This is a genomic window from Micromonospora sp. WMMA1976 (genome assembly GCF_027497335.1).
GTDB lineage: Bacteria > Actinomycetota > Actinomycetes > Mycobacteriales > Micromonosporaceae > Micromonospora > Micromonospora aurantiaca.
Window position 1 is genome coordinate 5744232 of the sequence record NZ_CP114912.1, and the last position, 25370, is coordinate 5769601.

26 protein-coding genes are annotated in these 25370 nt (G+C 73.7%); 13 read left to right on the forward strand and 13 right to left on the reverse strand.

What is annotated here, in order from left to right; all coding sequences use genetic code 11:
• Positions 1-30: 30 nt before the first annotated feature.
• Positions 31-2271: an AAA family ATPase gene (locus O7546_RS26495; RefSeq protein WP_194801871.1), complete on the forward strand. Its 2241-nt coding sequence runs from the start codon at positions 31-33 to the stop codon at positions 2269-2271.
• Positions 2272-2289: 18 nt separating this feature from the next.
• Here the strand turns inward: O7546_RS26495 and O7546_RS26500 are convergent, their stop codons facing one another.
• From O7546_RS26500 to O7546_RS26515, 4 genes are all read right to left on the reverse strand, one after another.
• Positions 2290-3321: an SRPBCC family protein gene (locus O7546_RS26500; RefSeq protein WP_281600144.1), complete on the reverse strand. Its 1032-nt coding sequence runs from the start codon at positions 3319-3321 to the stop codon at positions 2290-2292.
• 3 nt (positions 3322-3324) lie between these two features.
• Entirely contained in the window at positions 3325-3720 is a 396-nt protein-coding gene (locus O7546_RS26505) for a hypothetical protein (protein ID WP_281600145.1), read from the reverse strand.
• A gap of 182 nt (positions 3721-3902) precedes the next feature.
• Complete coding sequence (locus O7546_RS26510) at positions 3903-4412, reverse strand: GNAT family N-acetyltransferase (RefSeq protein ID WP_194801874.1); 510 nt, start codon at positions 4410-4412, stop codon at positions 3903-3905.
• Between the two features lie 150 nt (positions 4413-4562).
• On the reverse strand, positions 4563-5465 hold the full coding sequence (locus tag O7546_RS26515) for a hypothetical protein (protein WP_194801875.1): 903 nt from the start codon (positions 5463-5465) through the stop codon (positions 4563-4565).
• Between the two features lie 152 nt (positions 5466-5617).
• On the opposite strand from O7546_RS26515, the gene O7546_RS26520 reads away from it, so the two are divergent.
• A complete protein-coding gene (locus O7546_RS26520; protein ID WP_013288875.1) occupies positions 5618-5830 on the forward strand; it encodes a hypothetical protein in 213 nt (70 codons plus the stop codon).
• Between the two features lie 6 nt (positions 5831-5836).
• On the opposite strand, the gene O7546_RS26525 is transcribed toward O7546_RS26520, so the two are convergent.
• From O7546_RS26525 to O7546_RS26540, 4 genes are all read right to left on the reverse strand, one after another.
• The gene (locus O7546_RS26525) at positions 5837-6325 is read right to left on the reverse strand and encodes a DUF3263 domain-containing protein (protein WP_194801876.1); all 489 of its coding nucleotides are present in this window, start codon (positions 6323-6325) and stop codon (positions 5837-5839) included.
• Positions 6326-6461: 136 nt separating this feature from the next.
• Positions 6462-7475: an ABC transporter permease subunit gene (locus O7546_RS26530; protein ID WP_194801877.1), complete on the reverse strand. Its 1014-nt coding sequence runs from the start codon at positions 7473-7475 to the stop codon at positions 6462-6464.
• Complete coding sequence (locus tag O7546_RS26535) at positions 7472-8383, reverse strand: ATP-binding cassette domain-containing protein (RefSeq protein WP_194802004.1); 912 nt, start codon at positions 8381-8383, stop codon at positions 7472-7474. Before O7546_RS26535 ends, O7546_RS26530 begins: the two co-directional genes overlap by 4 nt.
• 183 nt (positions 8384-8566) lie before the next feature.
• Positions 8567-9352, reverse strand: a complete 786-nt coding sequence (locus O7546_RS26540) for a DeoR/GlpR family DNA-binding transcription regulator (RefSeq protein WP_194801878.1) — start codon at positions 9350-9352, stop codon at positions 8567-8569.
• A 199-nt stretch (positions 9353-9551) separates the two neighbouring features.
• Here O7546_RS26540 and O7546_RS26545 point away from each other — a divergent pair, with 199 nt between their 5' ends.
• Genes O7546_RS26545 through nagA form a run of 4 tightly spaced genes read left to right on the forward strand, consistent with a single transcriptional unit; the run spans position 9552 to position 12827 of the window.
• Entirely contained in the window at positions 9552-10481 is a 930-nt protein-coding gene (locus tag O7546_RS26545) for a sugar isomerase (RefSeq protein ID WP_194801879.1), read from the forward strand.
• Complete coding sequence (locus O7546_RS26550) at positions 10478-10792, forward strand: hypothetical protein (protein ID WP_281600146.1); 315 nt, start codon at positions 10478-10480, stop codon at positions 10790-10792. The genes O7546_RS26545 and O7546_RS26550 overlap by 4 nt, the downstream gene beginning before the upstream one ends.
• A gap of 47 nt (positions 10793-10839) precedes the next feature.
• A complete protein-coding gene (locus O7546_RS26555; protein ID WP_281601186.1) occupies positions 10840-11721 on the forward strand; it encodes an ROK family protein in 882 nt (293 codons plus the stop codon).
• Entirely contained in the window at positions 11718-12827 is a 1110-nt protein-coding gene (nagA, locus tag O7546_RS26560) for an N-acetylglucosamine-6-phosphate deacetylase (RefSeq protein ID WP_269697739.1), read from the forward strand. The genes O7546_RS26555 and nagA overlap by 4 nt, the downstream gene beginning before the upstream one ends.
• Before the next feature lie 12 nt (positions 12828-12839).
• Here nagA and O7546_RS26565 read toward each other — a convergent pair whose 3' ends face one another.
• Positions 12840-14048, reverse strand: a complete 1209-nt coding sequence (locus O7546_RS26565) for a DUF4032 domain-containing protein (RefSeq protein ID WP_194801883.1) — start codon at positions 14046-14048, stop codon at positions 12840-12842.
• Positions 14049-14159: 111 nt separating this feature from the next.
• Between O7546_RS26565 and O7546_RS26570 the strand changes: the two genes are divergently transcribed.
• Positions 14160-14951 (forward strand): phosphatase PAP2 family protein, encoded by a 792-nt coding sequence (locus tag O7546_RS26570; protein WP_269697740.1) that lies wholly within the window; start codon positions 14160-14162, stop codon positions 14949-14951.
• 16 nt (positions 14952-14967) lie between these two features.
• Here the strand turns inward: O7546_RS26570 and O7546_RS26575 are convergent, their stop codons facing one another.
• Positions 14968-16113 (reverse strand): hypothetical protein, encoded by a 1146-nt coding sequence (locus O7546_RS26575; RefSeq protein ID WP_281600147.1) that lies wholly within the window; start codon positions 16111-16113, stop codon positions 14968-14970.
• A gap of 274 nt (positions 16114-16387) precedes the next feature.
• Here O7546_RS26575 and O7546_RS26580 point away from each other — a divergent pair, with 274 nt between their 5' ends.
• Entirely contained in the window at positions 16388-17629 is a 1242-nt protein-coding gene (locus tag O7546_RS26580) for an APC family permease (RefSeq protein ID WP_269697742.1), read from the forward strand.
• Between the two features lie 9 nt (positions 17630-17638).
• On the opposite strand, the gene O7546_RS26585 is transcribed toward O7546_RS26580, so the two are convergent.
• Positions 17639-19423 (reverse strand): NAD-binding protein, encoded by a 1785-nt coding sequence (locus tag O7546_RS26585; RefSeq protein ID WP_269697743.1) that lies wholly within the window; start codon positions 19421-19423, stop codon positions 17639-17641.
• Between the two features lie 87 nt (positions 19424-19510).
• On the opposite strand from O7546_RS26585, the gene O7546_RS26590 reads away from it, so the two are divergent.
• The 4 genes from O7546_RS26590 to O7546_RS26605 all read left to right on the forward strand — a co-directional run bounded on the left by O7546_RS26590 (position 19511) and on the right by O7546_RS26605 (position 23460).
• Positions 19511-19990 (forward strand): MSMEG_6728 family protein, encoded by a 480-nt coding sequence (locus tag O7546_RS26590; RefSeq protein ID WP_269697744.1) that lies wholly within the window; start codon positions 19511-19513, stop codon positions 19988-19990.
• Between the two features lie 77 nt (positions 19991-20067).
• Positions 20068-21612 carry an FAD-dependent oxidoreductase gene (locus O7546_RS26595; RefSeq protein ID WP_269697745.1) on the forward strand — a complete coding sequence of 515 codons (1545 nt, stop codon included), beginning with the start codon at positions 20068-20070 and terminating at the stop codon, positions 21610-21612.
• Positions 21613-21666: 54 nt separating this feature from the next.
• Positions 21667-22803 carry a hypothetical protein gene (locus O7546_RS26600; protein WP_281600148.1) on the forward strand — a complete coding sequence of 379 codons (1137 nt, stop codon included), beginning with the start codon at positions 21667-21669 and terminating at the stop codon, positions 22801-22803.
• Positions 22804-23019: 216 nt separating this feature from the next.
• Positions 23020-23460, forward strand: coding sequence for an HNH endonuclease (locus tag O7546_RS26605; RefSeq protein WP_269697747.1), 441 nt, complete (start codon positions 23020-23022; stop codon positions 23458-23460).
• 75 nt (positions 23461-23535) lie between these two features.
• On the opposite strand, the gene O7546_RS26610 is transcribed toward O7546_RS26605, so the two are convergent.
• On the reverse strand, positions 23536-24159 hold the full coding sequence (locus O7546_RS26610) for a TetR/AcrR family transcriptional regulator C-terminal domain-containing protein (RefSeq protein WP_269697748.1): 624 nt from the start codon (positions 24157-24159) through the stop codon (positions 23536-23538).
• A 69-nt stretch (positions 24160-24228) separates the two neighbouring features.
• Between O7546_RS26610 and O7546_RS26615 the strand changes: the two genes are divergently transcribed.
• Positions 24229-24780 carry a peroxiredoxin-like family protein gene (locus O7546_RS26615; RefSeq protein WP_269697749.1) on the forward strand — a complete coding sequence of 184 codons (552 nt, stop codon included), beginning with the start codon at positions 24229-24231 and terminating at the stop codon, positions 24778-24780.
• Here O7546_RS26615 and O7546_RS26620 read toward each other — a convergent pair.
• Positions 24755-25366, reverse strand: coding sequence for a hypothetical protein (locus tag O7546_RS26620; protein ID WP_281600149.1), 612 nt, complete (start codon positions 25364-25366; stop codon positions 24755-24757). The two genes, O7546_RS26615 and O7546_RS26620, sit on opposite strands and share 26 nt — an antisense overlap.
• Between the last annotated feature and the right edge of the window lie 4 nt (positions 25367-25370).

Here is a 25370-nt window from a genome sequence, read left to right on the forward strand (position 1 = left end):
CCCGATGATCGGGGCGGCTACTGTCGGCGGGTGGCCGAACCCGACCTGACCCTGACCGCGACGCTGCGGCCGGCCGCGCTCGACGCCCGCCGCGGCGTGGTGCGCCTGCATCCCGAGGTGCTCACCGCGCTGGCGCTGCGCCCCGGCGACCCGGTCCGTCTGACCGGCCGCCGGGTCACCGCCGGCATCGCGGCCGCCGCCGAGCCGAGCACCAGCGGCGCCCTGCTGCACGCCGACGACCTGCTGCTAGGCAACCTCGGCCTGCGGGCCGGCGGCCAGGTCACGGTGAGCCCACTGCCCGCGACCCCGGCACGCCGGCTGACCCTGTCCGGCCCGGCCGCTGTGGTCGCCGCGGTGCCGCCGGAGATGCTGCGGCTCGCGCTGCTGGGCAAGGTGGTCACCGCCGGGGACGACGTCTCGCTGCTGCCGCAGGACGTGCTGCCGGACGCCGCCGTGCGCGGCCTGATCGAGGCCGCGCGGCGCAGTCTGGCAAGTTCCGTCGGGTACGCCTGGACGAGCACGCTGCTCACCGTCGTGTCGGCCGAACCGGCGGTCGGCGCGCTCGTCACCATGGACACGGTGGTGGGCTGGGAACACGGTCCCGCCACCCGCGGTTCCGGCCCGGCGTCCGCCGCCTCCACCGTGCGCGTCTCCGCCCCCGCCACGCCGCCCGGGACGGAACCCGACACCGACCTGCTCGGCCCGGAGGACGCGCCCGACGTGGACGAGCTGCCCGGCCTGCGCGCCCAGGCCGAGGAGCTGACCGAGCTGCTAGACCTGGGCTTCCACCACCGTGAGGTGCTGGGCCGGCTCGGCACCACCGTCTCGCTCGGCGTGCTGGTCGAGGGCCCGGCGGGCTCGGGCAAGTCCGCGCTGGTGCGTGCCGTCGCCGCCAAGGTCGGCGCGGGCGTACGGCCGCTCTGGGCGCCCGAGCTGGCCGCGCTCAGCAACGACGCGGCGGCCCGCCGGCTGCGCGAGGCGGCCTCGGCGGTACGCGCCGGCGGTCCGGCCGTGCTGCTGGTCACCGACGTGGAGTCGATCGCACCGGCCGACGAGCCGGGCCCGCTGGCCACCGTGTTCCGGCAGGTGGTGGCCGAGACGCTGCGGGCCGGTGCCGCAGTGGTGTGCACCAGCGGACGCCCCGAGGCGGTCGATCCGGCGCTGCGCGGCCCGGACCTGCTCGCGCTGCGGATCACCGTGCCGCTGCCCGACGTGGCGCTGCGCCGGGAACAGTTGACTGTGCTGACCCGTGAGGTGCCGCTCGCCGGTGACGTCCGGCTGGACGAGGTGGCCGCCCGTACCCCCGGTTTCGTCGCGGCGGACCTGGCGGCGCTGGTCCGCGAAGCCGGGGTCCGCGCGGCGCTGCGCCAGAAGACGGCGGAGACGCCGACGGTGGCGATGGCCGACTTCACCGCCGCGCTGGAGGTGGTCCGGCCGACCACGATGTCCGCGTCCACGCTGGAGCTGGCGTCGGTGACGCTTGACGACGTGGGCGGGCTGCACGAGGTCAAGCAGACGCTCACCGAGTCGGTGCTGTGGCCGCTCACCTACCCGGACACGTTCGCCCGGCTGGGCGTGACGCCGCCGCGCGGGGTGCTGCTCTACGGTCCGCCCGGCTGCGGCAAGACCTACCTGGTGACCGCGCTGGCCGGCTCCGGGCGGGCGAACGTGCTGTCGGTGAAGGGCGCGGAGCTGCTCTCGAAGTGGGTGGGTGAGAGCGAGCGGGCGGTCCGGGAGCTTTTCCGCCGTGCCCGCCAGGCCGCGCCCACGCTGGTGTTCCTGGACGAGGTGGACGCGCTGGCCCCGGTACGCGGGCAGGCCACCGACGGCGGTACGACCGACCGGGTGGTGGCGGCGCTGCTGACCGAACTGGACGGGGTGGAGGCGCTGCGCAACGTGGTCGTGGTCGGCGCGACGAACCGCCCTGAGCTGGTCGACCCGGCGCTGCTGCGTCCCGGCCGGCTGGAACGGCTGGTCTACGTGCCGCCGCCGGACGGTCCGGCCCGTACGGAGATCCTCCGCGCGTCCGCCCGGGACGTCCCGCTCGCGCCGGACGTGGACCTCGACGCGCTCGGCGCCGAGCTGGACGGCTTCTCCGCCGCCGACTGCGCCGCGCTGGTCCGGGAGGCGGCGCTGGCGGCCATGCGGGAATCGCTGGAGGCGAGCACGGTGACCGCCGCGCACGTCGAGGCGGCCCGGAACCGGGTCCGCCCCTCCTTGGACCCGGTGCAGCTCGCGCACCTGGAGTCGTACGCCGCCGGCCGGTCCTGACGAACCGGCCGCCTCCGGTCAGCGCTCGTCGCGGCGGCGGGTGGCCGGGCGGCGGGGCCGCTGCGGGACACGGCGGCGGCGCTCGGGTTCGCGCTGCCCGCCTGCCGTCCGGCTGCGGGCACGCTCCGGCTCGGTCCGGACCGGCTCGCCGGCGTACTCGTCGTCGTCGAAGTCGTTGCCCTCGTCGTAGGCGGCGTACTCGTCGTCCGACGGCCCGCCGTCTCCCCGCTCCTCCCGCAGCGCGGTCTCGTGGTCCTTGACGACCTGGGAGTCCTCGATCTCGCCGCGCCAGCCCTCGACCGCGTCCGGGTCGAGCACGGTCCGGGTCATCACGTGCCGGACGAAGTGCTTCAGCTCCAGCCGGACCCGGCGGCCCTGGGCGCGCCACAGGTTGCCGGTGTGCTCGAAGAAGCCCTGCGGGTGGTACTCCAGCACGACCAGGATCCGGGTCAGGTCCGGGCCGACCTCGTGGAAGCTCACCGTGCCGTCGACCGAGCCCTTCTCGCCCTTGGACCGCCAGTGGATCAGCCGATCCGGGATCTGCCGGACGATCGTCGACTCCCAGGTCCGGTGCGACCAGAGCACCTGCGCCTTCCAGGTCATCTTCTCGTCGGCGTCGCAGTCGGCCTGCTCGACCTTCTTCATGAAGCTCGGGAAGTCACCGAACGTCGTCCACTGGTTGTAGGCGACCCGGACCGGCACGCCGACCTCGACGGCCTCGACGATGTTGGTGACCTTGAGCGTCTTGCCGCCGTCCCGGCCACCCTTGCGACCGAACGCCGCCATCAGCTTCTCCTTACCGCCGGCCACGCCGGCATGGAACATGGCAGTCACCGGGGAGGCGCCACCGGCGAGCCGCTGCGCGCCGGTGGCCGCGGCGACCAGGCCCGGATCGCCGCCCTGCTTCGCGTACTCGCTGAGCCGCCCGGTGGCATCAGTGACCCGATCGGTGACCGCCTGCACGGCGCGTTCACCGAGGGCCGTGGCGAGGTTGCGCAGCTCGCCGCCGATCTCGTCGCGTACCCGGTCGGTGAGGTTGCTCGTCGCCACGACTCACCGCCCCCGATCGGCTCGGGCGGGCACCGGCGCGTCGGGCTGGTCGTCCAGCTCCGGCTCCTCGTCGGGCGCGGAACGCTCGGCGTCCGGCCGGCCCGTGCCGCTCCTGCGGCGCAACGCGTCGGCACCCCCGCGCAGGCGTCCGCCGATGGCGTCGATGCCGTTGCCGGCGGCGGCGGTCGCGGCAGCCCGCCCGGCGGCCACCAGCGGCGGGCCCAGCCCGCCGAGGTTACGCAGTTGCGGGTTCGCGGCGACCAGGTTCGCGCCGAGCTGCTTGAGGCCCCCCGGGCGCTGGCTGGCCCGCCCGGCGGCGACCGCCGCGGCGAGCGTCAGCGCGGTACGCATCTTCTTGCGGCGACCCAGCAGGTAGCCGAATCCCACCGCCAACGCCACTCGTGCTCCGCTTTTCATCCGCACTCCTTCGCGCTCCCCGGGAGGCGGACGTCGCGCTCCCGGAGAGGCGGGCAGTACCCGTCATCCCATTGGCAAAACATTTCCGCAGGAGCGCAAAATCGCCCAGCTAGGCAGAGCTGAGCAGGAGAAACGCGGCCGGGGTGAATGCGGGGAGAAGCGGGTCAGCGGATCGGCAGGGCGGAATCCAGCGACATTCGGGCGTGCAGTTTTCCGTCTTCCTCACGCAATTCCGCGCCGCATTTGCGCAGCACCGAGATCGCGCCCGCGTTGTCCGGCGTGGTGTCCGCGACCACCGTGTGCATCCCGGCCGCCGCGGCGGCGTGCAGCAGCTGCCGCAGCGCGGCCGCACCCAGGCCCCGGCCCCGTGCGGACCGGCCGAGCCACATCCCGGTCTCCACGGTGCCCGGCTCGTCCCGGCGGGTCATCCGCACCATGCCGACCACCTCACCGCCGGAGACGATCGCGTACATGGCGGTGCCGGTCGGGCCGTTCAGCCCGCCGAGGCTGGCGCGGTGGAACTCGCGGAACGCGTCACGGCGGGCCAGCGACCAGCCCGCCGGGGCGTCCACCGGAGGCATGACGTCCTCCGGTTCCGCCTCAGCCGCCGCTACGGAGAGCAACGGTTCCAGGTTCCGTTCGTCCACCGGCTCCAGCCGTACAGCACCCGTCACGTCGCGCAGTCTGCCGCGCGTGGTCCGGGTCGTCCACCCCTTTGGGGAGGGATTGCCGCTATGGCCGACCGCCTCGTCCGGTCGTACCCCCGGGGTGTTCCCGCCTCACGCTGCGTTGTCATCCGACCGGTTCTTCCGGCGTGAGCGTGGTCACGGCCGACTGTCGAACTCGCAGAGCACCGCCGACGCGTCGTCGGTGCGCTTGCGTCGCCGCAGCCGGTCCGGATGGTCCCGCTCGGCCACCCGGACCCGGTCGATCAGCCCGTCCGGGCCCTCCACCGTCAGCACCTCCAGCAGCCCGGCCCAGTCGAACAGGCCGAACTGGTCGACAGCGCAGGAGGCGCCGTCGCTGAGCAGCGCGGCCCGCCGCAGCGCACCCGGACCGCGCAGCGGAAGCGTCCCGGTGAGCGCGTGGTACGCGGCGTCCGGGTCGCTCGCCGCCGCCCAGTAGCCGTGGGTGCGGTTCATCCGGGCCCGCTGCACGGTCGTGGCGCGCCGGAACCGGGTGGCCGGGTCGGTGTCGCCGTCGGGCAGCTCGGCGGCGCTGCGACGCAGGTCCGCCACCGCGTCCGCGAGCCGGTCGTCGGTGACCACCTCGATCCCCCGGTCGGTGTCGAGCACCAGCGGGCTGTCGCAGAGCACCAGGTGGTCGACCCGGTCGCCGCTGTGCCGGAGCAGGCAGACGGTGGACGACGGGGTGCCCGGATGGTCGAGGTCGCACATCCCGCCGTGGTCGGCCCGTACCGCGAGGATCGCCGCCGCGAGGCTGCTCATCAGCGTGGCGGCGGGACGGGCCGCGACCGCCAGGCCGATCCGGGCGGCCAGGTGCCGGACGTACCAGGCGGGACCGTGCGCGCAGCCGGTGTCGAATCCCTCGGGCACCGTGGCCCCGTCGAGGACGCCGACGAGCGGGCCGAACCGGAAGACCACGTCCTCGTTCTCCGGCCGGCCGAGAGCCGGGTCGGAGGCGGAACGCACCCGCATCACCGGCGCCTGCGCGGCCGGACGGGCCGGGCTGCTGCCGATCGCGTACCGGCGGTCTGGTGCCCCCATCGTCGGCCTCCGTTCGTCGTCGCCGACCGCCTACCCGGACCGCGCCCGGTCATCCGCCGCCGACCCCGATCGTGGTAACCGTGCGTCATCTCCTCCGGACCTTCGGTAGCGTCGGACGCGACCGGGTCGGTCCCGGTGACAGGGGGTACGACATGTTGGAGCGGTTGCACGAAGGTGGCATCCGGGCGGAGCACGCCTACCTCGCCGGATTCGTCAGCATCGGCCTCTCGGTCACCAGCTGGTTCCTCTCGAAGCACATGGAGCGCGCCGGGGTGGCGCGAGCGGACCGCTGGGGCATCTTCATCGGCGAGTGGGCGCCGACGTTCTTCGCCATCGGCAACGGGCTGCGCACGTACGAGAAGTGACGCCGGTCAGCGACGCCGGTTGCGGGCGCGCGACGACCGCAGCCGGCGCAGCCGGCCGATCAGCAGCGGCTCGGCGGCGAGCGCGGCCGGGTGGTCGAGCAGGGCGTTGAGGAGTTGGTAGTAGCGGGTCGCGGAGAGCCCGAAGGTGTCCCGGATGGCCTGCTCCTTGGCGCCGGCGTGCTTCCACCACTGCGCCTCGAAGGCAAGGATCCGCTGCTCCCGCTCGGTGAGGCCGGCGGGCGTCGTGCCCGCACCGGTCGCATCTGCCGCATCCGGACCGGCCTGCTCGACCGGCGCGGCGGACTCGACGGGCGGCGAGGCGGGCCCGGCGGCGGCGGGCTCGGCGGGCCGAGCGGACTCCGACGGCTCCGAGGGTGCCGTGGATTCGACGGGCGGAGCGGTGCGCGGCGGCGGAACGGTCCCGCCCGCGTGGCGCGTACCCGCTGCCGGGCCGGACCGGTCGACGGCAGCCCGCTGCGAGGCGTCGGCGGACATGACGCTCCTCTCCGACGGCGGGTGACCGGCACGCGGAGCGCGCCGGCCGGGGAAGCCCCAGCGTAACCAGGGCCGCCCTCGGCCGCATCGGACGCGGGGTCCGCGCCGCCGGGGGGAGCCGGCGGCGCGGACCAGGTCAGGCGATGTCCCGCCGTCGCATCGTCCAGAACGCGGCCACGAGCGCACCCACCAGGGCCACGCCGAACACCAGGGCCGACTGCTGCCAGGTGACCACGTACGTCGCAGGCTCGCAGGCGCCCTGGGAGAACTGGCAGGTGTCGTAGTCGAACAGTTCCGCCTGCTTCAGGAACCACGACTGGGCATACGTGGACAGCACGTACCGGTCACCGAACTGGACGCCGAGCACCGCCACCGCGATCCGGATGCCGATCTCGCTCACCGCGAAGATGCCCACCGCCGCGCCGAGCGCCATCGCCGTGTGCCGGCCGAGCGAGGCCAGCGCGAACCCGACCGCCGCCACGAGCAGCGTCATCCCCAGCGCCCGCAGCCCGTCCAGGCCGATCGACTGCCACACTCCGGCGGTCATCTTCGCGGTGCTGCCGCGCTGGCCGGCGATCAGCCAGAACGCCGCCGTCCAGAGCGCGCCGAGCACCACGGTCAGGCCGAAGACGGTGGTGAGCAGGGCGGCCAGCTTCGTGCCCAGCACGGTCAGCCGCTTCGGCCGCCAGAGCAGCAGGTTCATCATTCCGCCGGTGTTCCACTCGGCACCCACGAAGGAGGCACCGACGATGAAGCCGAACAGCGCCACGGAGGCGGCGAACACGGCGATGAACAGGGGGAACTCGGCCCGGAAGTCGAACTGGTACGGCAGGTACCACTTCGCCTCGAACATGTCGGGCTGCGGCTGGTAGTCCTTGCCGCAGTTCGGGCCGTACCGCTCCTCGGTCTTCTCGCCGCGCGCCTGGGCCGCCTCGCACTCCGCGACGGTGCGCTTCCAGTCCGTCATCGCGGACTGGTAGTCGTTGTTCGCCTTGGCCTCGGCCTCGGCCACGGCGGCGGGCGAGAGCTTCTCGCTGGAGAAGCTGAACGCGGTCGCGACGGTGGCCAGGCCGAGCACCAGCAGCACGAGCATCAGCCGGGTCACCCGGCGCTTGCCGAGCCGGCGCAGCTCGGTGACGAACAGGCTCATGCGCCCCAACCTCCTGCGGTGCCGGTCTGGTCGACCTTGGCGGACTGATCGACCTGACGGTGCTGGCCGGGGACCGGCGCGGTGGCGGTCAGTTCGAGGAAGACGCTCTCCAGGTCGACAGCGACCGGGGTGAGCTCGCTGACGTACAGGCCCTGCTCGGCGAGCAGGCGGCTGACGGTGGCCGGCTTGTCCACGCCGGACAGCATCAGGTGGTCCGGCTCGGCGGCCACCTGGACCCCGGCCCGGGTGAGCGCGTCGGCGGCCTGGGGCAGGTCGTCGACCGCCTCCAGGCGTACCCGCACGGCGCCCTGGGAGTGGGCCGCGAGCACCTGGTCGACCGGCCCGAACGCGACCCGGCGGCCGAGCGAGATGATGGTGACCGAGTCGCAGATGAGCTGGATCTCGCCCAGGATGTGGCTGGAGAGCACCACTGTCATCCCGGCCTCGGACAGCTCCCGCATCAGCCCGCGCATCTCCCGGATGCCGCCCGGGTCGAGGCCGTTCGCCGGCTCGTCGAGGATCAGCAGCTTGGGGTTCTTGAGCAGCGCGGAGGCGACAGCGAGGCGCTGCTTCATGCCGAGCGAGTAGGTCTTGACCCGCTCGCCGGCCCGGTCGCGCAGCCCGACCAGCTCCAGCACCTCGTCCACGCGCTGCTTGGGCAGCTCACCGGCCTGGGCGAGCAGGCCGAGCGTGTCCCGCGCGGTGAAGTGCGGGAAGAACTGCGGACTCTCCACGATGGCGCCGACCTGCCCGGCGACCGCCGGCAGCGCGTGCGGCAGCTCCTGGCCGAGGATGGCCATCCGGCCGCCGTTCGGCTTGATCAGGCCGAGCAGCGTCCGCAGCGTGGTGGTCTTGCCCGAACCGTTCGGGCCGAGGAAGCCGTGCACCTGGCCGGCTTCCACTCGCATGTCGAAGCCGTCGAGCGCGTGGCGAACCCCGCGTTTCCGGCTCCGGTACGTCTTGCGGAGACCTTCGATCTCCAGGACAGCCGACACAGCTGACCTCCCCCGATAAGTAGGCGTCAGCGACACCATACGCGGTATGCACCCGAAGGCAATACCCGGTATGCAGTGTCGGTGTGTCGGGAGAGGTCAGGCGCAGACGACGTGCACGCCCGCGTCGCGGAACGCCGCCACCACATCGGGGGCCGCGCCGGAGTCGGTCACCAGCGTCTCGATCCGGTCCACCGGGCAGATCCGGGCGAACGCGTGCCCACCCAGCTTCGACGAGTCGGCTATCACGACGACCCGCTTGGCCCGGGCCACCATGAGGCTGTTCATGGCCGCCTCGCCCTCGTGGTGCGCGGCGGCGCCGAGCTGCGGGTCGATCGCGTCCACGCCGAGCAGCGCCACGTCCAGCGTGACCTCGCGCAGCAGCGCCCCGCCGAGCGGGCCGACCAGCTCGAACGACTTCGGCCGGACCACGCCGCCGGCCACCACCACCTTCATCCGCGAGCGCACCAGCAGTTCGTTGGCGATGTTCAGCGCGTTCGTGACCACTGTGAGCTGGGCGCCCTCGGCGCTGGTGTTGAGATCAGGGCGGACCGCCAGCGCCCGCGCCACCTCGGTGCTCGTGGTGCCGCCGTTGAGACCGACCACGGTGCCCGGCGACACGAGTGCGGCGGCGGCGGTGCCGATCCGCTGCTTCTCGGCCGAGTGCTTCGCGGTCTTGTAGCGCAGCGGCAGGTCGTAGGAGACACCGTTGGCGACCGCGCCACCCCGGGTACGGGTGATCATCTGCTGCTGGGCGAGCTGGTCGAAGTCGCGCCGGATGGTGGCCTGGGAGACGTCGAGCCGCCCGGCCGCCTCCTCGACGCTGACCCGGCCGCTGTCGGTCAGCATCTCCAGCAGCGCGTTCCAGCGCGCGTAGCGGTCCACCGCGGGGCCCTCCCCAGACTGTGCGTGAACGGTGATCGGTTGCGTGCACACTAGTGCGCGAAACTGGGTCCGCGCAAAACCCTGCGCTGCGCGAACGGGGAGACGGTTGCCACGACCACCAGGTTTCGCGCAGAATGACGCGCGAAAGGCGGCCGTATCGCGCCGTATTGCGCAAGGTCTCCCCTGGGGAGGAGTTGTCATGGCGTACGTGCACGCGGAGATCGCGAGCCAGCCCGACTGCTGGCGGGAGGCGGCGCGGCTCGCCCCGACCGTCGCCGAGCACCTGCCGCGCCCCGGCGAGCGGGTCGCCGTGGTCGGTTGCGGCACGTCGTGGTTCATGGCGATGGCGTACGCCGGGCTGCGCGAGTCCGTCGGCCAGGGCGAGACCGACGCCTTCCAGGCCAGCGAGTTCCCGGCCGGCCGCCGGTACGACCGGCTCATCGCGATCACCCGCTCCGGCACCACCACCGAGGTGCTCGACCTGCTCACCGCGCTGCGCGGACGGATCCCCACCACGGTCCTGGTCGGCGACCCGGACTCGGCCGCCGTCACGCTCGCCGACGCCACAGTCGCGCTGCCCTTCGCCGACGAGCGGTCGGTGGTGCAGACCCGCTTCGCCACCACCGCGCTCGCGCTGCTGCGCGCCCACCTCGGCGAGGACCTCGGACGGCTGGCCGCCGACGCCGAGGTCGCCGTACGCGCCCCGCTGCCGATCGACCCGGCCGGCATCGAGCAGGTCACCTTCCTCGGTCGCGGCTGGACCGTCGGGCTGGCCCAGGAGGCCGCGCTGAAGTGCCGCGAGGCGGCCACGTTCTGGGCCGAGGCGTACCCGGCGATGGACTACCGGCACGGCCCGATCTCGGTCGCCGCGCCCGGCCGGCTGGTCTGGGCGCTCGGCGAGATCCCGGACGGCCTGTCCGAGGACGTGGCCGCGACCGGCGCCGCGTTCGTGCACAGCCGCACGCACGGCTGGCGCACGGTGCTGACGAGCTGGTCGGCTGGCCGCAACCCGGTCGACCCGATGGCCGACCTGATCCTGGCCCAGCGCTTCGCGGTCGCGCTCGCCACCAGCCGCGGTCTCGACCCGGACGCGCCGCGTCACCTGACTCGGTCCGTGGTCCTGGCATGAGCGAACGCACCGAGCGAAGCGAGGGCCGTGAGCGCATGCCCAGCCAGCACAGCATGAGCGAACGCACCGAGCGAAGCGAGGGCCGTGAGCGCATGCCCAGCCAGCACAGCATGAGCGAACGCACCGAGCGAAGCGAGGGCCGTGAGCGCATGCCCAGCCAGCACAGCATGAGCGAACGCACCGAGCGAAGCGAGGGCCGTGAGCGCATGCCCAGCCAGCACAGCATGAGCGAACGCACCGAGCGAAGCGAGGGCCGTGAGCGCATGCCCAGCCGGCACAGCGTGAGCGAGCGAAGCGAGCCCACGGCGTGAGCACAGGCGACGAGGTCGTCGTCGCGCTGGACGTGGGCGGCACCGGGATGAAGTGCGCCCTGGTCCGGCCGGACGGCACGACTGTGCACACCGAACGGCACGCCACCGGCGCCCAGCGCGGCCCGGAGGCGGTGGTCGGCACGATCCTCGACGTGGCCGAGGGGCTGGCCGGCAAGGCCCGCGCCGACGGCCGTACGCCGGTGGCCTGCGGCATCGCCGTACCCGGGGTGGTCGACGAGGCGCGCGGCGTCGCGGTCTGGTCGGCGAACGTGGGCTTCCGGGACGTACCCCTGCGGGAACTGGCGGGCACGCGGCTGGGACTGCCGGCGGCGCTCGGCCACGACGTGCGCGCGGGCGGCCTGGCCGAGGCCCGGCTCGGCGCCGGGCGGGACGGCGGCCACGTGCTGTTCGTCGCGATCGGCACCGGCATCGCCGCCGCCCACGTGGTCGACGGGTCGGCCACCACCGGCGCGCACGGCGCCGCCGGGGAGATCGGCCACATCCTGGTCCGCCCCGGCGGCCCGCGCTGCGGATGCGGGCGGACCGGCTGCCTGGAGGCGGTGTCGTCGGCGTCGGCGATCGGGCGCCGGTACGCCGAGCTGTCCGGTGCGCCCACCACCGCCGCCCAGGTGGCCGACCGCGCGGCGGCCGGTGAGCCGCTCGCCGTGGAGGTGTGGCAGGAGGCGGTCGAGGCGCTCGCCGACGGACTCGCCACCGGGCAGGCGCTCTACGATGTCTCGACGGTGGTGCTCGGCGGCGGGCTGGCGCAGGCCGGTCCCCGGCTGTTCGACCCGCTGCGGACGGCGTTACGTGAGCGGCTGACGTTCCACCGCGAGCCGCGCCTGGTCGCGGCCGGCCTCGGTGACGAGGCCGGCTGCCTGGGCGCCGCCCTGCTGGCCCTGGACACCCTGGCGAAGGAGAGTCGATGACCCGGCGCGTGACCGGCAAGGTGGTGACCCCGACCGGCGTCATCCGGCAGGGTTGCGTGGAGATCGCGGACGGGCGGATCACCGCTGTGGCCGAGTATCCGTCGGTGCGCGACGGGCACTGGATCGTGCCGGGTTTCGTGGACATGCACACCCACGGCGGCGGCGGCCACACGTTCACCACCGGCGACGCGGAGTCGGCGCGGCAGGCCGCCGCGTTCCACCTCGGGCACGGCACCACCACGCTGCTGGCGAGCCTGGTCAGTTCCCCGTTCGAGCTGATGCGCGACGCGACCGCCGCCTACCGCCCACTGGTGGAGTCCGGCGTGCTCGCGGGCGTCCACTTCGAGGGCCCGTACCTGTCCGCCGACCGCTGCGGCGCGCAGAATCCGGAGTTCCTGCGCGACCCGTCGACCGGCGAGCTGACCGAGCTGATCGAGCTGGGCGGCGGCGCCGTCCGCATGGTCACCATCGCTCCCGAGCGCGACGGCGCCACCAAGGCGATCGAGCTGCTGGTGTCGCACGGCGTGGTCGCGGCGGTCGGGCACACCGACGCCACCTGGGAGCAGACCCGGGCGGCGGTGGCCGCGGGCGCGAGCGTCGGCACCCACCTGTTCAACGGGATGCGCCCGGTGCACCACCGCGAGCCCGGCCCGGTGGTGGCGCTGCTGGAGGCCCCGAACGTGGTGTGCGAGCTGGTCGCCGACGGCGTGCACCTGCACGACGGCATGCTCGGCTTCGCCACCTCGGTGGCCGGCCCGGAGCGGGCCGCGCTGATCACCGACGCGATGGCCGCCGCCGGCATGCCCGACGGCGAGTACGAGCTCGGTGGCCAGGCGGTCACCGTGTCCGGCGGGGTGGCCCGGCTCAGCCGCGACGGCGCGATCGCCGGCAGCACGCTCACCATGGACGCGGCGCTGCGGCACGCGGTCGGCGCGGGCGTGGCCCTGCCGGACGCCTGCCGGATGGTCGCCACCACCCCGGCCCGCGCGATCGGCCTGGGCGACCGGGTGGGCGCGCTCGTCGCCGGGCTGCGCGCCGACCTGGTGATGCTGGACGACGACCTGAACGTGGTGCGGGTGATGCGCGGCGGCGACTGGGTGGAGTGATCCGCCCGGGCGTCAGACCGTGGGCACCTCGACGCCGAGCACCGCCTGCTCGTCCGGGCGGTGCACCAGCACGTCGGCGAGGTACGACTGCACCGCCCGGCGCATCCCGACGTCCCGCCCGGCCTGCTCGGAGAGCAGCCACTTGTGCTCGATGATCTGGGCGAACAGCTCCTGCGGCTCCAGCTTGCGGCGCAGGTGCGCGGGCACCGCCCGGACCACCGGCTCGAAGACCTCGGTCAGCCAGCGGTGCGCCGCCTGCTGCTCGTCGGTCAGGTCGCTCTCCAGCCGGTAGGCGTCCAGGTCGTTGAGGAGCCTGCGGGCCTGGTTCTCCTCCGCGTCCAGGCCGGTCAGGCGCAGCAGCCGCCGGGTGTGGTAGCCGGCGTCGACCACCTTCGGCCGGACCAGGTAGCGCCCGTTGTCGACTGTCGACATGGCCACCTCGGCCACGTCGAAGCCCAGTTCGTTGAGGCGGCGGATACGGCGCTCGATGTCGTGCCGGGCCGAGCGCTCGACCTGCTGCTCGTAGGTGATCTCGTGCCAGAGCCGCTCGTAGCGCCGCACGACCTCCTCGCAGACCACCTCCGGGTCGATCGACTCGTGCAGCAGTCCGGCGGCCTGGAGGTCGAGCGCCTCGCCGAAGATGTTGACCCGGGCGATCTCCAGGTCCTCGCCGCGCTGGCCGTTTGACAGCGACGGGTACAGCGCCCCGGTCTCGGCGTCGACCAGGTAGGCGGCGAACGCGCCCGCGTCCCGCCGGAACAGCGTGTTGGACAGCGAGCAGTCGCCCCAGAAGAAGCCGGTCAGGTGCATCCGCACGATCAGCGCGGCCAGCGCGTCCAGCAGCCGGTTCATCGTCTCCGGGCGCAGCGTGTTGGAGAACAGCGCCCGGTAGGGCAGCGAGAACTGGAGGTGCCGGGTGATCAGCACCGGGTCCAGCGGCTCGCCGTCGTCGGTCTGCCGGTCGGCCACGATCGCGATCGCCTCGACCGACGGGAAGTCGATCCGCTCCAGCGCCCGCAGCAGGTCGTACTCGCGCTCGGCGACCCGCTCGCCGGTCTCCTTCACCGCGTAGACGTACCCGCCGAGCCGGACGAATCGCACGATGTGCCGGGAGATGCCCTGCGGCAGCGCCACCAGGTGCTCGGCAGGCCACTGCTCCAGCGGGGTCGACCAGGGGAGGTCGAGCAGCGCCGGGTCGACGAGAGCCGAGGTGATCCGCACGGCAACCAGTGTGACCGCTGACCCCCGCGCCGCGCTTCCCTTCGTGGCTGGGCACACAGCCGCCGATGCCCGCGCCGCCCGGCCGCCGCGCGCGGCCGGTAGCGTGGTCGCGTGCGTCAGACCTCGGGGGTACGCGGTGACCTGCGGCTGCGGCCGGTCCGGCCGGCCGGGTGGTGGTTCGACGGGCTGCTGCTCGCGGCAGTGGTGGCGCTGACCGTCGCGCTCGCCTCCGGCCACCTGTTCGGCCTCGACCGGGCGGTCGCCGACTGGTCCGACGAGAACCGCCCGGCGGCCGCCCGCTGGGTGGCGATGACGCTGAACCTGCTCGGCCAGGGCACGCCGCTGACGCTGCTCGCGGCCGGGCTGGGCGTCCTGCTGGCGTGGCGGCTGCGCTCGGTACGGCCACTGCTGCCGCCGGTGGCCGGTTTCGTGCTCACGTTCTTCACGGTCGGCCCGCTGAAGGTGTGGACGGCCCGGCCGGCGCCGAGCGCCTCGGTCAAGGAGCCGTTCCTGTCGCCCGAGCAGACGCTGCCGCTGTTCCAGCACGACCTGCCGGTGCGTTTCGCGCAGTCGTACCCGTCCGGGCACGTCGCCAACTCGATCGTCTGGTACGGCGTCCTGGCGCTGCTGCTGGCCCCGCTCGTGCGCACGCTCGGCCGTACCGTCCCGGCCGGGCTGGTCACCGCGGTCCGGGTGGTGCCCCCGGCGGTGGTCTTCTGCACCACCGTCTACCTGGGCTGGCACTGGCTGACCGACTCCGTCGCCGGGCTGCTGCTCGGCCTGCTGCTGGACCGCCTGCTGCACCGGGTGCCCTGGGACGACCTGCCGCTGCCGCGTCGCCTCGGCGACCGGGGACGGCCGGTCGCCTGGTCCGCGCCGGCCGCCACCTCCGGAACGCGGTGACGGGCGGACGCGGCGCTCAGCCGGCCGGCCGGATCTCCACGATGCTGATCCGGGTACGGGTGCTGTAGGTGAGCTTGCGGCGGTGGTCGCCGTCCGCCGGCCGCACCGCCACCTGGATGCGGATCTGGGTGCCCTTCGGCAGCTCGACCCGTTCGTCCGGGGTGCTCACCACGAACACCCCGCCGGTGGTCTCCGGGTCGACCGACACCCGCTCCTGCCGTAGCAGCGGGGTGTCGTTCTCCGAGTCTCCGGGCCGGGTGTACTCGGCGCGGATCCGGACCAGGTCGTCGCGCCGCAGCCCGCGCAGGTCGACTGTCGCCTGGATGCTCACCAGCCCGGTCTCCGGCACGGTCCAGTGGTAGAGGCCGGTGGCCCAGCGGATGGCGTGGAAGACGTCAGTGGTGTCGAGCGTGTCGCCGGCGTGCGCGGTGCTGTGGAAGGTGGCGATCACGTCCCGTTTCGTCGTCGTGGACGTCTTCTCCCCGATCATCTTCGCGAAGTCGTCGGTGGTGCCGCGGAACGCGTCCGCGTCGCAGGTGTGCTGGCGGCCGATGATCGCCGAATCGGTGAACTGCCAGATGCGCGGCGTCTCCGCCGGCTTGCCGTAGCGGGACCAACCCGGCCCGGAGTCCCCGCCGGCCCGCGCGTACGCGGCCTTGAAGTCCTCGGCCACCCGGTACGGGTAGTCCGCGTTCCAGCGCGGGAAGTCGCCCAGGTCGTCGTCGCCGTACTCACCGCGCGAGGCGTACATCACCGCCACCTTGCCGGTGCGCTCCTCCAGTTCCTCACCCACGTCGACGCCGATGCGCGGGGGCACGTCGTCGGTCGGCCAGCGCTCCAGGTCGATCTGCCAGAAGAACCCGTCGTAGGTGCGCCACCAGGGGGTGTGCTTGTCGGCGTAGTCGATGGCGGTGGTGGCCTGGTCCTCGATGGAGACGTCGGAGTGCACCACCACGTACATGCCCAGGAACGGGATGCCCGCGTCCTTCGCGGCGGTGAGCATCACCCCGTAGTACTGGCTGTGGAACGTGCCGTCGCGCGACTGCTCGGTGCCCTTGTAGGTCATGAAGTCGATGCCCGCGGCGCGGGCCTCCCGGATCCGATCGGCCGTCAACCCCCGGTCGACGTCGTAGTCACTGGCGTCCCAGCCGAAGAGCGTCATGTGCGGTACCTCCCGCGTTCGCGGAGAAGACGTTCCGGAAATTGCTTGTGCCGAATCGCGGGCACCATCGCCCGATCGGCGCAGAAAAAATCTGATCATCGCCATCGGATAATCGGCGCGGAACATTCGCAAAGCACTTGACCTGCGTAAACGACTCTACCCAGACCCTCCGCAATCAGCCACCGCTGAGCACCGGTTAAATTACACAAATCATTTTCGTCAATTTCCGGTCGCTGGGCACCTACCGTTCACCTGAGCACCCTAGGCTGCCGGTGTGGAACAACTGGCGCGGCGACTCGGCGTACCCGATGCGGTGGTCGTCGGTCTGGGCTCGATGCTCGGCGCGGGTGTCTTCGTGGTCTTCGCACCGGCCGCGGCTGCGGCGGGCGGTGCGGGCCTGCTGGTCGCGCTGGCGGTCGCGGGCTTCATCGCCTACTGCAACGCGACCAGCTCGGCCCGGCTCGCCGCCCGCTACCCCGAGTCCGGCGGCACCTACGTCTACGGCCGGGAGCGCCTGCACCCGTTCGCCGGTTTCCTGGCCGGCTGGGGGTTCGTGGTCGGCAAGACGGCGAGCTGCGCGGCGATGGCGCTGACCGTCGGGGCGTACCTGTGGCCGGGGCGGGCGCGGCTCGTCGCGGTCCTCGCGGTGGTGGCGGTGACGGCGGTGAACCTGCGCGGGATCGGCAAGACCGCCACCGCCACCCGGGTCCTCGTCGCGGTGGTGCTCACGGTGCTCGCCGTGGTCGCGGCGACCGGCGCGCCGCAGGTCGCCGCCGACCGGCTCACCGCACCGGCGGGCATCGGCGCGGGCGGCGTGCTGACCGCCGCCGGCCTGCTGTTCTTCGCCTTCGCCGGGTACGCGCGGATCGCCACGCTCGGCGAGGAGGTACGCGACCCGGAGCGCACCGTCCCCCGGGCGGTGCCGCTGGCGCTCGGCGCGGTGCTGGCGATCTACCTGACGCTGGCGGTGGTCGCGCTCGGGGTGCTCGGCTCCGACCGGCTGGCGTCCACCGACGCGCCACTGGTCGAGGTGGTGACCGCCGCCGGGCACCCGGGCCTGGCCTGGCTGGTCCGGGCCGGTGCGGCAGTCGCGGTGACCGGGGTGCTGCTGTCGCTGCTGGCGGGCGTCGGCCGGACCACGCTGGCGATGGCCCGCCGTCGGGACCTGCCGGGCGCGCTGGCGGCGGTCCATCCGCGCCACCGGGTGCCGCACCGCGCCGAACTGGCGGTGGCCGCCGTGGTGATCGCCGTGGTGACAGTGGGCGACATCCGGGGCGCTATCGGCTTCTCCAGCTGCACGGTGCTGATCTACTACGCGATCACCAACGCGTCGGCGCTGACGCTCGGCCCGGACCCGGACCGGCGCGTCCCGGTACGGCTGCTCGCCGCGCTCGGGCTCGTCGGCTGCCTGGTGCTGGTGGTCAACCTGCCACTGCCGAGCGTGCTCGCCGGGTTCGGCGTGCTCGCGCTCGGCGCGCTCGGATACGCCGTCCGCCGCCGTGGGCGACCCGCCTGACGCGGCCGGTCACTCCTGCGGGCGGCGCGCGACGGGCGGGCCGGTGGGCGCCGGCGGCGGCGCGGGCGTGGTCTCCCGGAGCAGCGCGGTCAGCCCGGCCCGCCGGGCCACCACCGTGAGCCGGTCACCGGCCTGGATCACCACACGCGGGTCGGCCGACCAGTCGGCCTTCTGGCTCGGCCGGGTGTGCGCGAGCAGGCGTACCTCGCCCGGCCTGGCCACCGCGCTCAGCGGACGGCCGTCCAGCGGCGAACCGGCCACCACCGGCACCTCCGTGACCAGCAGCGCGTGCCGGTCGACCGGGATGGTGGCGACCACCGCGCGATCCAGCAGGGCCGCCGCGAACGCCGGCGCGGCCAGATAGGACACGCTGCGCGAGATGCCGATGCCGAACGCCTGCTGGATCCGCTCGGCGAAGTCACCGTCGAACAGCCGCAGCACCACGCGCAGGTCCGGGTCGAGGGACCGGGCGATCAGCGCGGCCCGCAGGTTCGTCCCGTCGTCGGTGGACACCACCACGAGCGCCTGGCAGGTGTCCACCGAGGCGGACCGGAGCGTCTCCTCCCGGCCCGCGTCGCCCACGATCAGTGGCACCCCCAGCCGGCGCGCCAGCGCGGCGCCGCGCGCGTCCGGGTTCTTGTCGATCGCCACCACCTCGACGCCGAAGTCGTGCAACTGCGCCATCACCCGGGTGCCGATGTTGCCCAGCCCGACCATCACCACATGCCCGGAGCGGTCCGGCTGGACCCGGCCCGCGTGCAACGCCAGCCGGGCGTTGACGATGCCGTCGACCACCGCGGCCGTGATCAGCGGGATCAGCGCCAGCCCGGCCAGGTTGAGCACCACCTGCATCACCTGCGCCGCTACCGGCTTGCCGACGTCCGGATCCTGGCCGGTGAGCGTGGTGACCAGCGTCAGGTAGATCGCCTCGCTCCAGCTCACGTCGGCGGCCCGCGCGTTCAGCCAGCCCAGCGCCGCGATCACCCCGAGCAGCACCAGCACCGCGATGCCGATCTTGCGGGTGGCGAAGTGGCGGACCGCGCGCAGCAGCACCGCCACCGGCTGCCGGCGCCGCCGCGCCCGGACCAGCCGCCGCGCGGCGACCTCGGTGCCCGCCGGCCGCCCGGTCGCCTCGGCCAGCACCACGTCGGCCGCCGCCTCGTCAGCGGGCAGCACCCGGACCAGGTCCGGATCCGTGGTGACGGCCAGGCCGCAGACCACGTCCTGCTGGGGTACGTCGTCGCGGCGGGCCACGTAGAGCGTGCGCCCCGCGTGCCGGAAGTGGGTCGGCGCCACCTCACCCAGCGCGGCGGCCACGAAGGCGGGTGCGGCCATCGAGGCGTCGGAGAGCACCGCCGAGTCGGGGAAGAGCTGCCGCAGCCCGTCCGCCAGGTTGGTGTTGAACATCCGCACCACAAGGCGCAGCCGCGACTCGACCTCCTGGGCGCAGAGCGCGGCGTGCATGTTCCCCACGTCGTCCTGGTGCAACAGGGCCAGCCCGGCCGCCCCGGCCAGCCCGGCCCGGCGGAACGCGGCCTCGTCGAGCCGTTCGGCAGTCACCACCCGTACCCCGGGCACGTCGCGGCCGTCGGGGCCCTCGGACCGGCGGCGACCAGGCACCACGAGCGTCACCCGCACCCGGCCGTCGGCGTTGTCGGTCGCGAGCAGCGACCGGACCACCCAGTAGGCGAGCGGGTCGGAGCCGCAGACCACGTAGTGTGGGCGTTCGTCACCGTTCATCCGGAGCCGCCAGCCGGTCGCGCGGCGCGCGCGGTCGCGCAGAGGCTCGGCCATGTCCGGATCGTAGTCAGCCGCTCGCGATGTGCGCAGCCCCGGCGATCATGGACGCATGGCGGGGGCGGGTACGGGTAGAGCACCGGCATGCAGACGTTCCTGCCGTATCCGGACTTCCTGGCCAGCGCGCGCACGCTGGACCAGAAGCGGCTGGGCAAGCAGCGGGTGGAGACGATCCAGGTGCTGCGCGGGCTGACCCGGCCGGACTACGGCTGGCGCAACCACCCCGCGGTGAAGATGTGGGCCGGGTACGAGGAGGCGCTGACCCGGTACGGGCTGGACATGTGCGCGGTGTGGTGCGAGCCGGGCCGGGCCGACACCTGCGCCGGGACGCTCGCCACCGATCTCGCCGCCGCCTGCGGCATCCCGCTGATCCGTACCCAGGACGAGCTGGCCGCCGCGGGTGAGCTGCCGCCCTGGCTGGGCCGCGACGACCTGCACCGCAGCCACCGCTCGTCGCTGCTGCGCAAGGACCCCGCCCACTATGCACGGTTGTTCACCGACGTCTCCCCCGATCTGGAGTACGTCTGGCCCCCGTCGGACCGCCCCCGCCGCTGCCTGCCGTGAACGCCCCGTCGACGCGTACCCAGCGGGTTGCCCACCCGACCGGCAGACTGTGAGCACCGCCGACTGGAGGATGGCCCGTGAGTCTGTCGCAAGTGGTAGGTCGTCTGATCGGCGTACGCGAGCACCTGGTGGACCCGGGCGGCGGTGGCGCCGACCGCGTGCCGCGACCGGTCCCGGCGCTGGTGGTCGGCGGCGGCATCGCCGGCATGTCGGCGGCTGTGGTGCTGGCCGAGCGCGGCGTGGCGGTGACGGTGCTGGAGGCGGCGCCGCACCTCGGCGGACGGCTCGGCGCCTGGCCGGAGGAGTTGTCCGACGGCGTCCAGCGCAACGAGCACGGCTTCCACGCGTTCTTCCGGCAGTACTGGAACTGGCGGTCGATCCTGCGCCGCGTCGATCCGGCGCTGGGCTTCCTCAAGCCGATCCCGGGCTACCCGATCCTGTCCGAGCAGTGGCCCACGGAGGAGTTCGGCAAGCTGCCGCCCGCGCCGCCGGCGAACCTGCTGGCGCTGCTGCTGCGCAGCCCGAGCCTGCGCCTGGCGGACCTGCGCACGATGGATCGGGACGCGGCGCTGCCGCTGCTCACCTACGACCCGGTACGCACCTACGAGGAGTTCGACGAGCGGACCGCCGACGAGCTGCTCACCTCGCTGCGGCTGCCGGACCGAGCGCGGGCCATGCTGTTCGAGGTCTTCTCCCACTCGTTCTTCAACCACGAGGCGGAGATGTCGGCCGCCGAGATGATCGCGCAGTTCCACTTCTACCTGCTCGGCAACCCGGAGGGACTGGCCTTCGACTGCCCTGATCGGGACTACGGCACCGCGATCTGGGAGCCGCTGACCCGGTACGTGGAGAAGCACGGCGGCCGGGTCACGACCGGCTCGGCGGCGGCCCGGCTGGACCGTACCCCGGCGGGGTGGCGGGTGACCGGCGCCGACGGTGACGTCTGGGAGGCGTCGCACGTGGTGCTCGCGGTGGATCCGCCCGCGCTCGCCGCGCTGGTCGGCGCCTCCCCCGGCCTGGTCGCGGCGGCACCCGAGCTGGTGGCGCGGATGCCCGCGTTCGGCACGCCCGGGCCGCCGTACGCGGTGGCGCGCTACTGGATGGACGGGGACGTCCGGGCGGACCGGGCGGTGTTCAGCGGCGTCTCCCGGCAGCCCACGCTGGACTCGGTGACGCTCTACCACCGGCTGGAGGACGAGCCCCGCCGCTGGGCCGAGCAGACCGGCGGCTCGGTGGTGGAGCTGCACGCGTACGCCTGCGAGCCGGACGTGCCGGCCGACGAGCTGGCCGCGCGGATGCTGCGGGAGCTGACCGCGCTCTGGCCGGAGGTGGCCGGCCTGCGGGTACGCGAGCTGCGCGCCCGGGTCGAGGCACAGGCGCCGGCGTTCACGCCGGGTAGCCACGCCTGGCGTCCCGGGGTGGAGACCGACGCGCCGGGCCTCTACCTGGCCGGGGACGGCATCCGCACGGAGTTCCCGAGTGCGTTGATGGAACGGTCGGCAGCCACCGGGATCATCGCGGCGAACCACATCCTGCGGGCCGAGGGGGCGGCGGCCGAGCCGGTCCGGTCGATCCGTCCACGCGGTCTGCTGGCCGGTCGCACCCCCGCAAAACGCCCGTAAGCGGCCAAAAACGGCTCTACGCTCGACTGATCCGGTGACACGGGAGGTCGGGCGGTGAGCACCGCGACACGGGAGCGGCGCGACGAGGAGCACGGGACACCGCGGGACGAACGGACCGCGGTGGTCACCGCGCTGCGACTCGGCTGGTCGATGGCGGACGCCTACCACCACGCGCAGACCGCCGACCTGACCGACGGCGGGAACCGGCCGGTGGCCGCACCGCCGAAGTTGTCGAACCTGACCGAGCTGGCCGGACGGCACCGGCTCGGCATGTATCTGGACGGCGTGGACGTGGCGCTGGCGCAGATCGCGCCACTGACCCCTGCCGGCCGTACCGTGCCGTCCACCGCCGCCGCGCGCCGCGCCACCGGCACCGACCGGGAGCCGCTGCTGCGCGCGCTCGACGACCTCAACATCGACGTGCTGCGCTGGACGATGGCGACGAACCACCGGGTGGGTGTGGCGTACCGGCTGGGGCGCTCGCTCGCCGACACCGTGCGACGTGGCGACGCCGACCAACTGGCCGCGCGCTTCGGTGGCCGACACCTCCAGATCAGCAGGTGGCTGGACGAGCTGGCGAGCGTGCTGCCGCCGTACTCGGCCGCCGTGGTGCGCCGCTCGCTCGCCGCCTGGGCCACTGCTGTCGGCCGCGCCACGGTGGGTGACCCGGGCGAGGCCGGGCTCGCGGAGCTGGCCCGCGAGCTGCGCAACCAGGGCGACCTGTGGCAGGACGTGCTGACCGGCGGCCTGTACCCGCGCGACCTGCTGGACGAGGAGAACTGGGCGGTGATCGCCCGCAACGTCGTCATCCGGGACCGGAAGCTGGTGGCGCAGGCGGCCCGCGGCATCTTCTGGCCGGTGCTGGCACCACTGCTGGTGGTGCTGCTCGCGGTCGTGGGGGTCAGCGCCGCCGCTGCGGCCGGCTCCCCCACCACCCGGGCTGCGGTGGCGCTCGTCGGCCTCGGCGCGGGCCTCACCGCGATCTGGCGGTCGATCTCCACGCCCACGCTGTCGGTGGCGGCCGAGGTGAACCGCCCGCTGCTGGACAGCGAGCTGGTGGTGCAGATGACCGCCCGGATCGACAGACCGCTCACCGCCGCGAGACGTGCCGGGCGGGCCGGACGGCAGCGGCGGCCCGCCGACGACGGATCGAAATACGTTGGCCACGACTCCCGGATCGATCTACCGTGAGCGCGCAAGGTCAACCACCGTTCCAGGAGCCGTCGATGTCGCTGCGATACGCCACCACGATGACGTCGTGGCTGCTCGGCGACGGCTGCCGGGAACACGGTCCCTGGCCCGGAGGGCACGACTGACGCGCGTCGCGCGTCCCGTCGTCGCCGCCCGGTCCCCGTGGACCGGGCGGCTTTTTCGTCGCCGTACCGCCGATCGTGAAGGGAGAACCCGGTGGACGCCGTCCTCGTCATAAACGCCGACCTCGGCCCGCTGCACCGGGTCACCGTCAAACACGCGATCCGGATGCTCTGCCGCCGGGTCGCCGAGATCCACGAGGCCGAGCCGGACCGGGTGATCGGCGTCTTCCCGCTGCCGCGGGTGGTCCGCCTCGTCCGGTACGTGGTGACCCGCTGGCGGTTCAGCGCCGGCCCGGCCTGGTCCCGGGCCGGGGTGCTGGCGCGCGACCGGCGGAAGTGCGCGTACTGCGACGGCGCGGCGAGCACGATCGACCACGTCCTGCCCCGCTCGCGCGGTGGCCGGAACACCTGGGGGAACACCACCGCCGCCTGCTACGCGTGCAACCAGCGCAAGGGTGACCGGACCCCGGCCGAGGCGGGCATGCCGCTGCGGCGGGAGCCGGTGACGCCGAGCTGGGCCGCGCTGGCGCGGTGACCGACGGCCGGCGGGCACAGGGGGCGGTGTCGGGGGTACGCCCCGGCGCCGCGCCCGCCGGTCCCACCAGGGCGCCTAGCTGTCGAGCCGCCGGGCCAGCCCGTCGAGCAGGAGGTCGAGCCCGCCGCCGAACTCGTCCTCCGGTGCGACCGCGCCGGCCTCGCGCGCGGTCGCGGCGAGCAGGGGGAACTCGTCGCGGGGCAGCGCCGCGATGACAGCCGTTCCGGGGCCTGACAGCGCGCCGAGGTGCTCCATCTGGATCGCCCCGACCACGTAACCGAGCAGGGCGCGGAACGCGATCACCCGTCCGACGGCGGTGAAGCCGGCCCCGGTCAGCACCGCGAGCACCGCCTCGCCCCAGCGCAGGATCGTCGGCGAGCGGTGCCGGTACGCGGGGAGCAACGGCACCACCGCCGGGTGGACACCGACCGCGCGGCGTACCCGCTCGGCCAGGTCACGGATGCCGTCCGCCCACGGGACGGCGGGCGGCGGGCGGGTGTCGACCGGTTCGAGGACCCGCTCGACGACGAGCGCTTCCAACTCGTCGCGGTCGGCGACGTAGCGGTAGAGGCCCATCGTGCTGGTGCCGAGCTGCGCGCCCACCGCGCGCATGGTGAGGCCGGCGAGGCCGTCCCGGTCGAGCACCGCGAGCGCCGCGTCGGCGAGCTGGGCGTGGGTCAGGGAACGGGGACGGGGCATGGCCTTGACAGCGTACAAGATACGCCTACGGTTGTAGGAGTACGTCGTACGCCTACAACGGGAGCGCGCATGGACGTCGTCACCCCTCGCCACCTGACCAGCGTGACCGGCGCCGGAATCGACCTGCCGGATCCGGACCGCCTGATCCACCTCCAGTTCCGTCGCTTCGCCGGCTGCCCGGTCTGCAACCTCCACCTGCGCTCGATCGTCCGCCGGCACGCCGACATCGAGGCGGCCGGCGTACGCGAGGTGGTGCTCTTCCACTCCCCCGCCGACGAACTGCGCGAGCACGTCGCGGACCTGCCGTTCGCCGTGGTGGCCGATCCGGACCGGCGGCTCTACCGGGAGTTCGGTGTGGAGTCGGCGCGGCGTTCGCTGCTCGACCCGCGCGCCTGGCTGCCGATCCTGCGAGCAGTGGTGACCGGCACCTGGCACGTCCTGCGCGGCCGGGAGAAGCTGCCGTCCACCTCCCCGCACGGCGGGCGGCTCGGGCTGCCGGCCGACTTCCTGATCGCACCCGACGGTCGGGTCCTCGCCGAGAAATACGGCGAACACGCCTCCGACCAGTGGTCGGTGGACGAGTTGCTGGCCCAGGTCAGCCGGAGCCGGTCGGCGCGGTGACCACCGGATCGCCGGGGTGTTCCCGCAGGAACGCCTCGGCCCGGGGCACGTCCCGGAGGATCTGCCCGCAGGCGAGCGCGAACGCCACCGCGGCGACGCCGGACAGGACGAACCAGATCGGCGCCAGGCTGAGCAGCAACTGGCCGAGGTTCATCGTCACCAGGCCACCGAACAACGGCACGAGTCGCCGTTGCCGGATCATCTGCGCGGCGGTGATGCGCAGCCACGGCAGGTCATCCGCGGAGTCCACGACCCCGCGCCGGACGGCGCGGGCCAGTTCCCGGCGACGGCGGAAGCTCAGCGCCCAGAGCCGCGACTCGCGGTCGGCCCGGTAGCTGCCGCCGCGGACCATGCGGACCAGCGCGACGACTTCGAGCCCCATACCCAGCACCGCGAGGACCAGGCCGGTCACCTCCACCCAGTCGGGTGGGTCGCCGCGTTCCAGCCAGCTGCTCGGGAACGCACCGTCCGCCATCAGCCCGACCAGCAGCGACGCGAGCGCGAATGTCAGCACCGTGCCGACCAGCAGCAGCCGCACACGACGGCGTCCCCGCTTGATCTCCCGGCGTTCCGAATCACCGTCCACGATG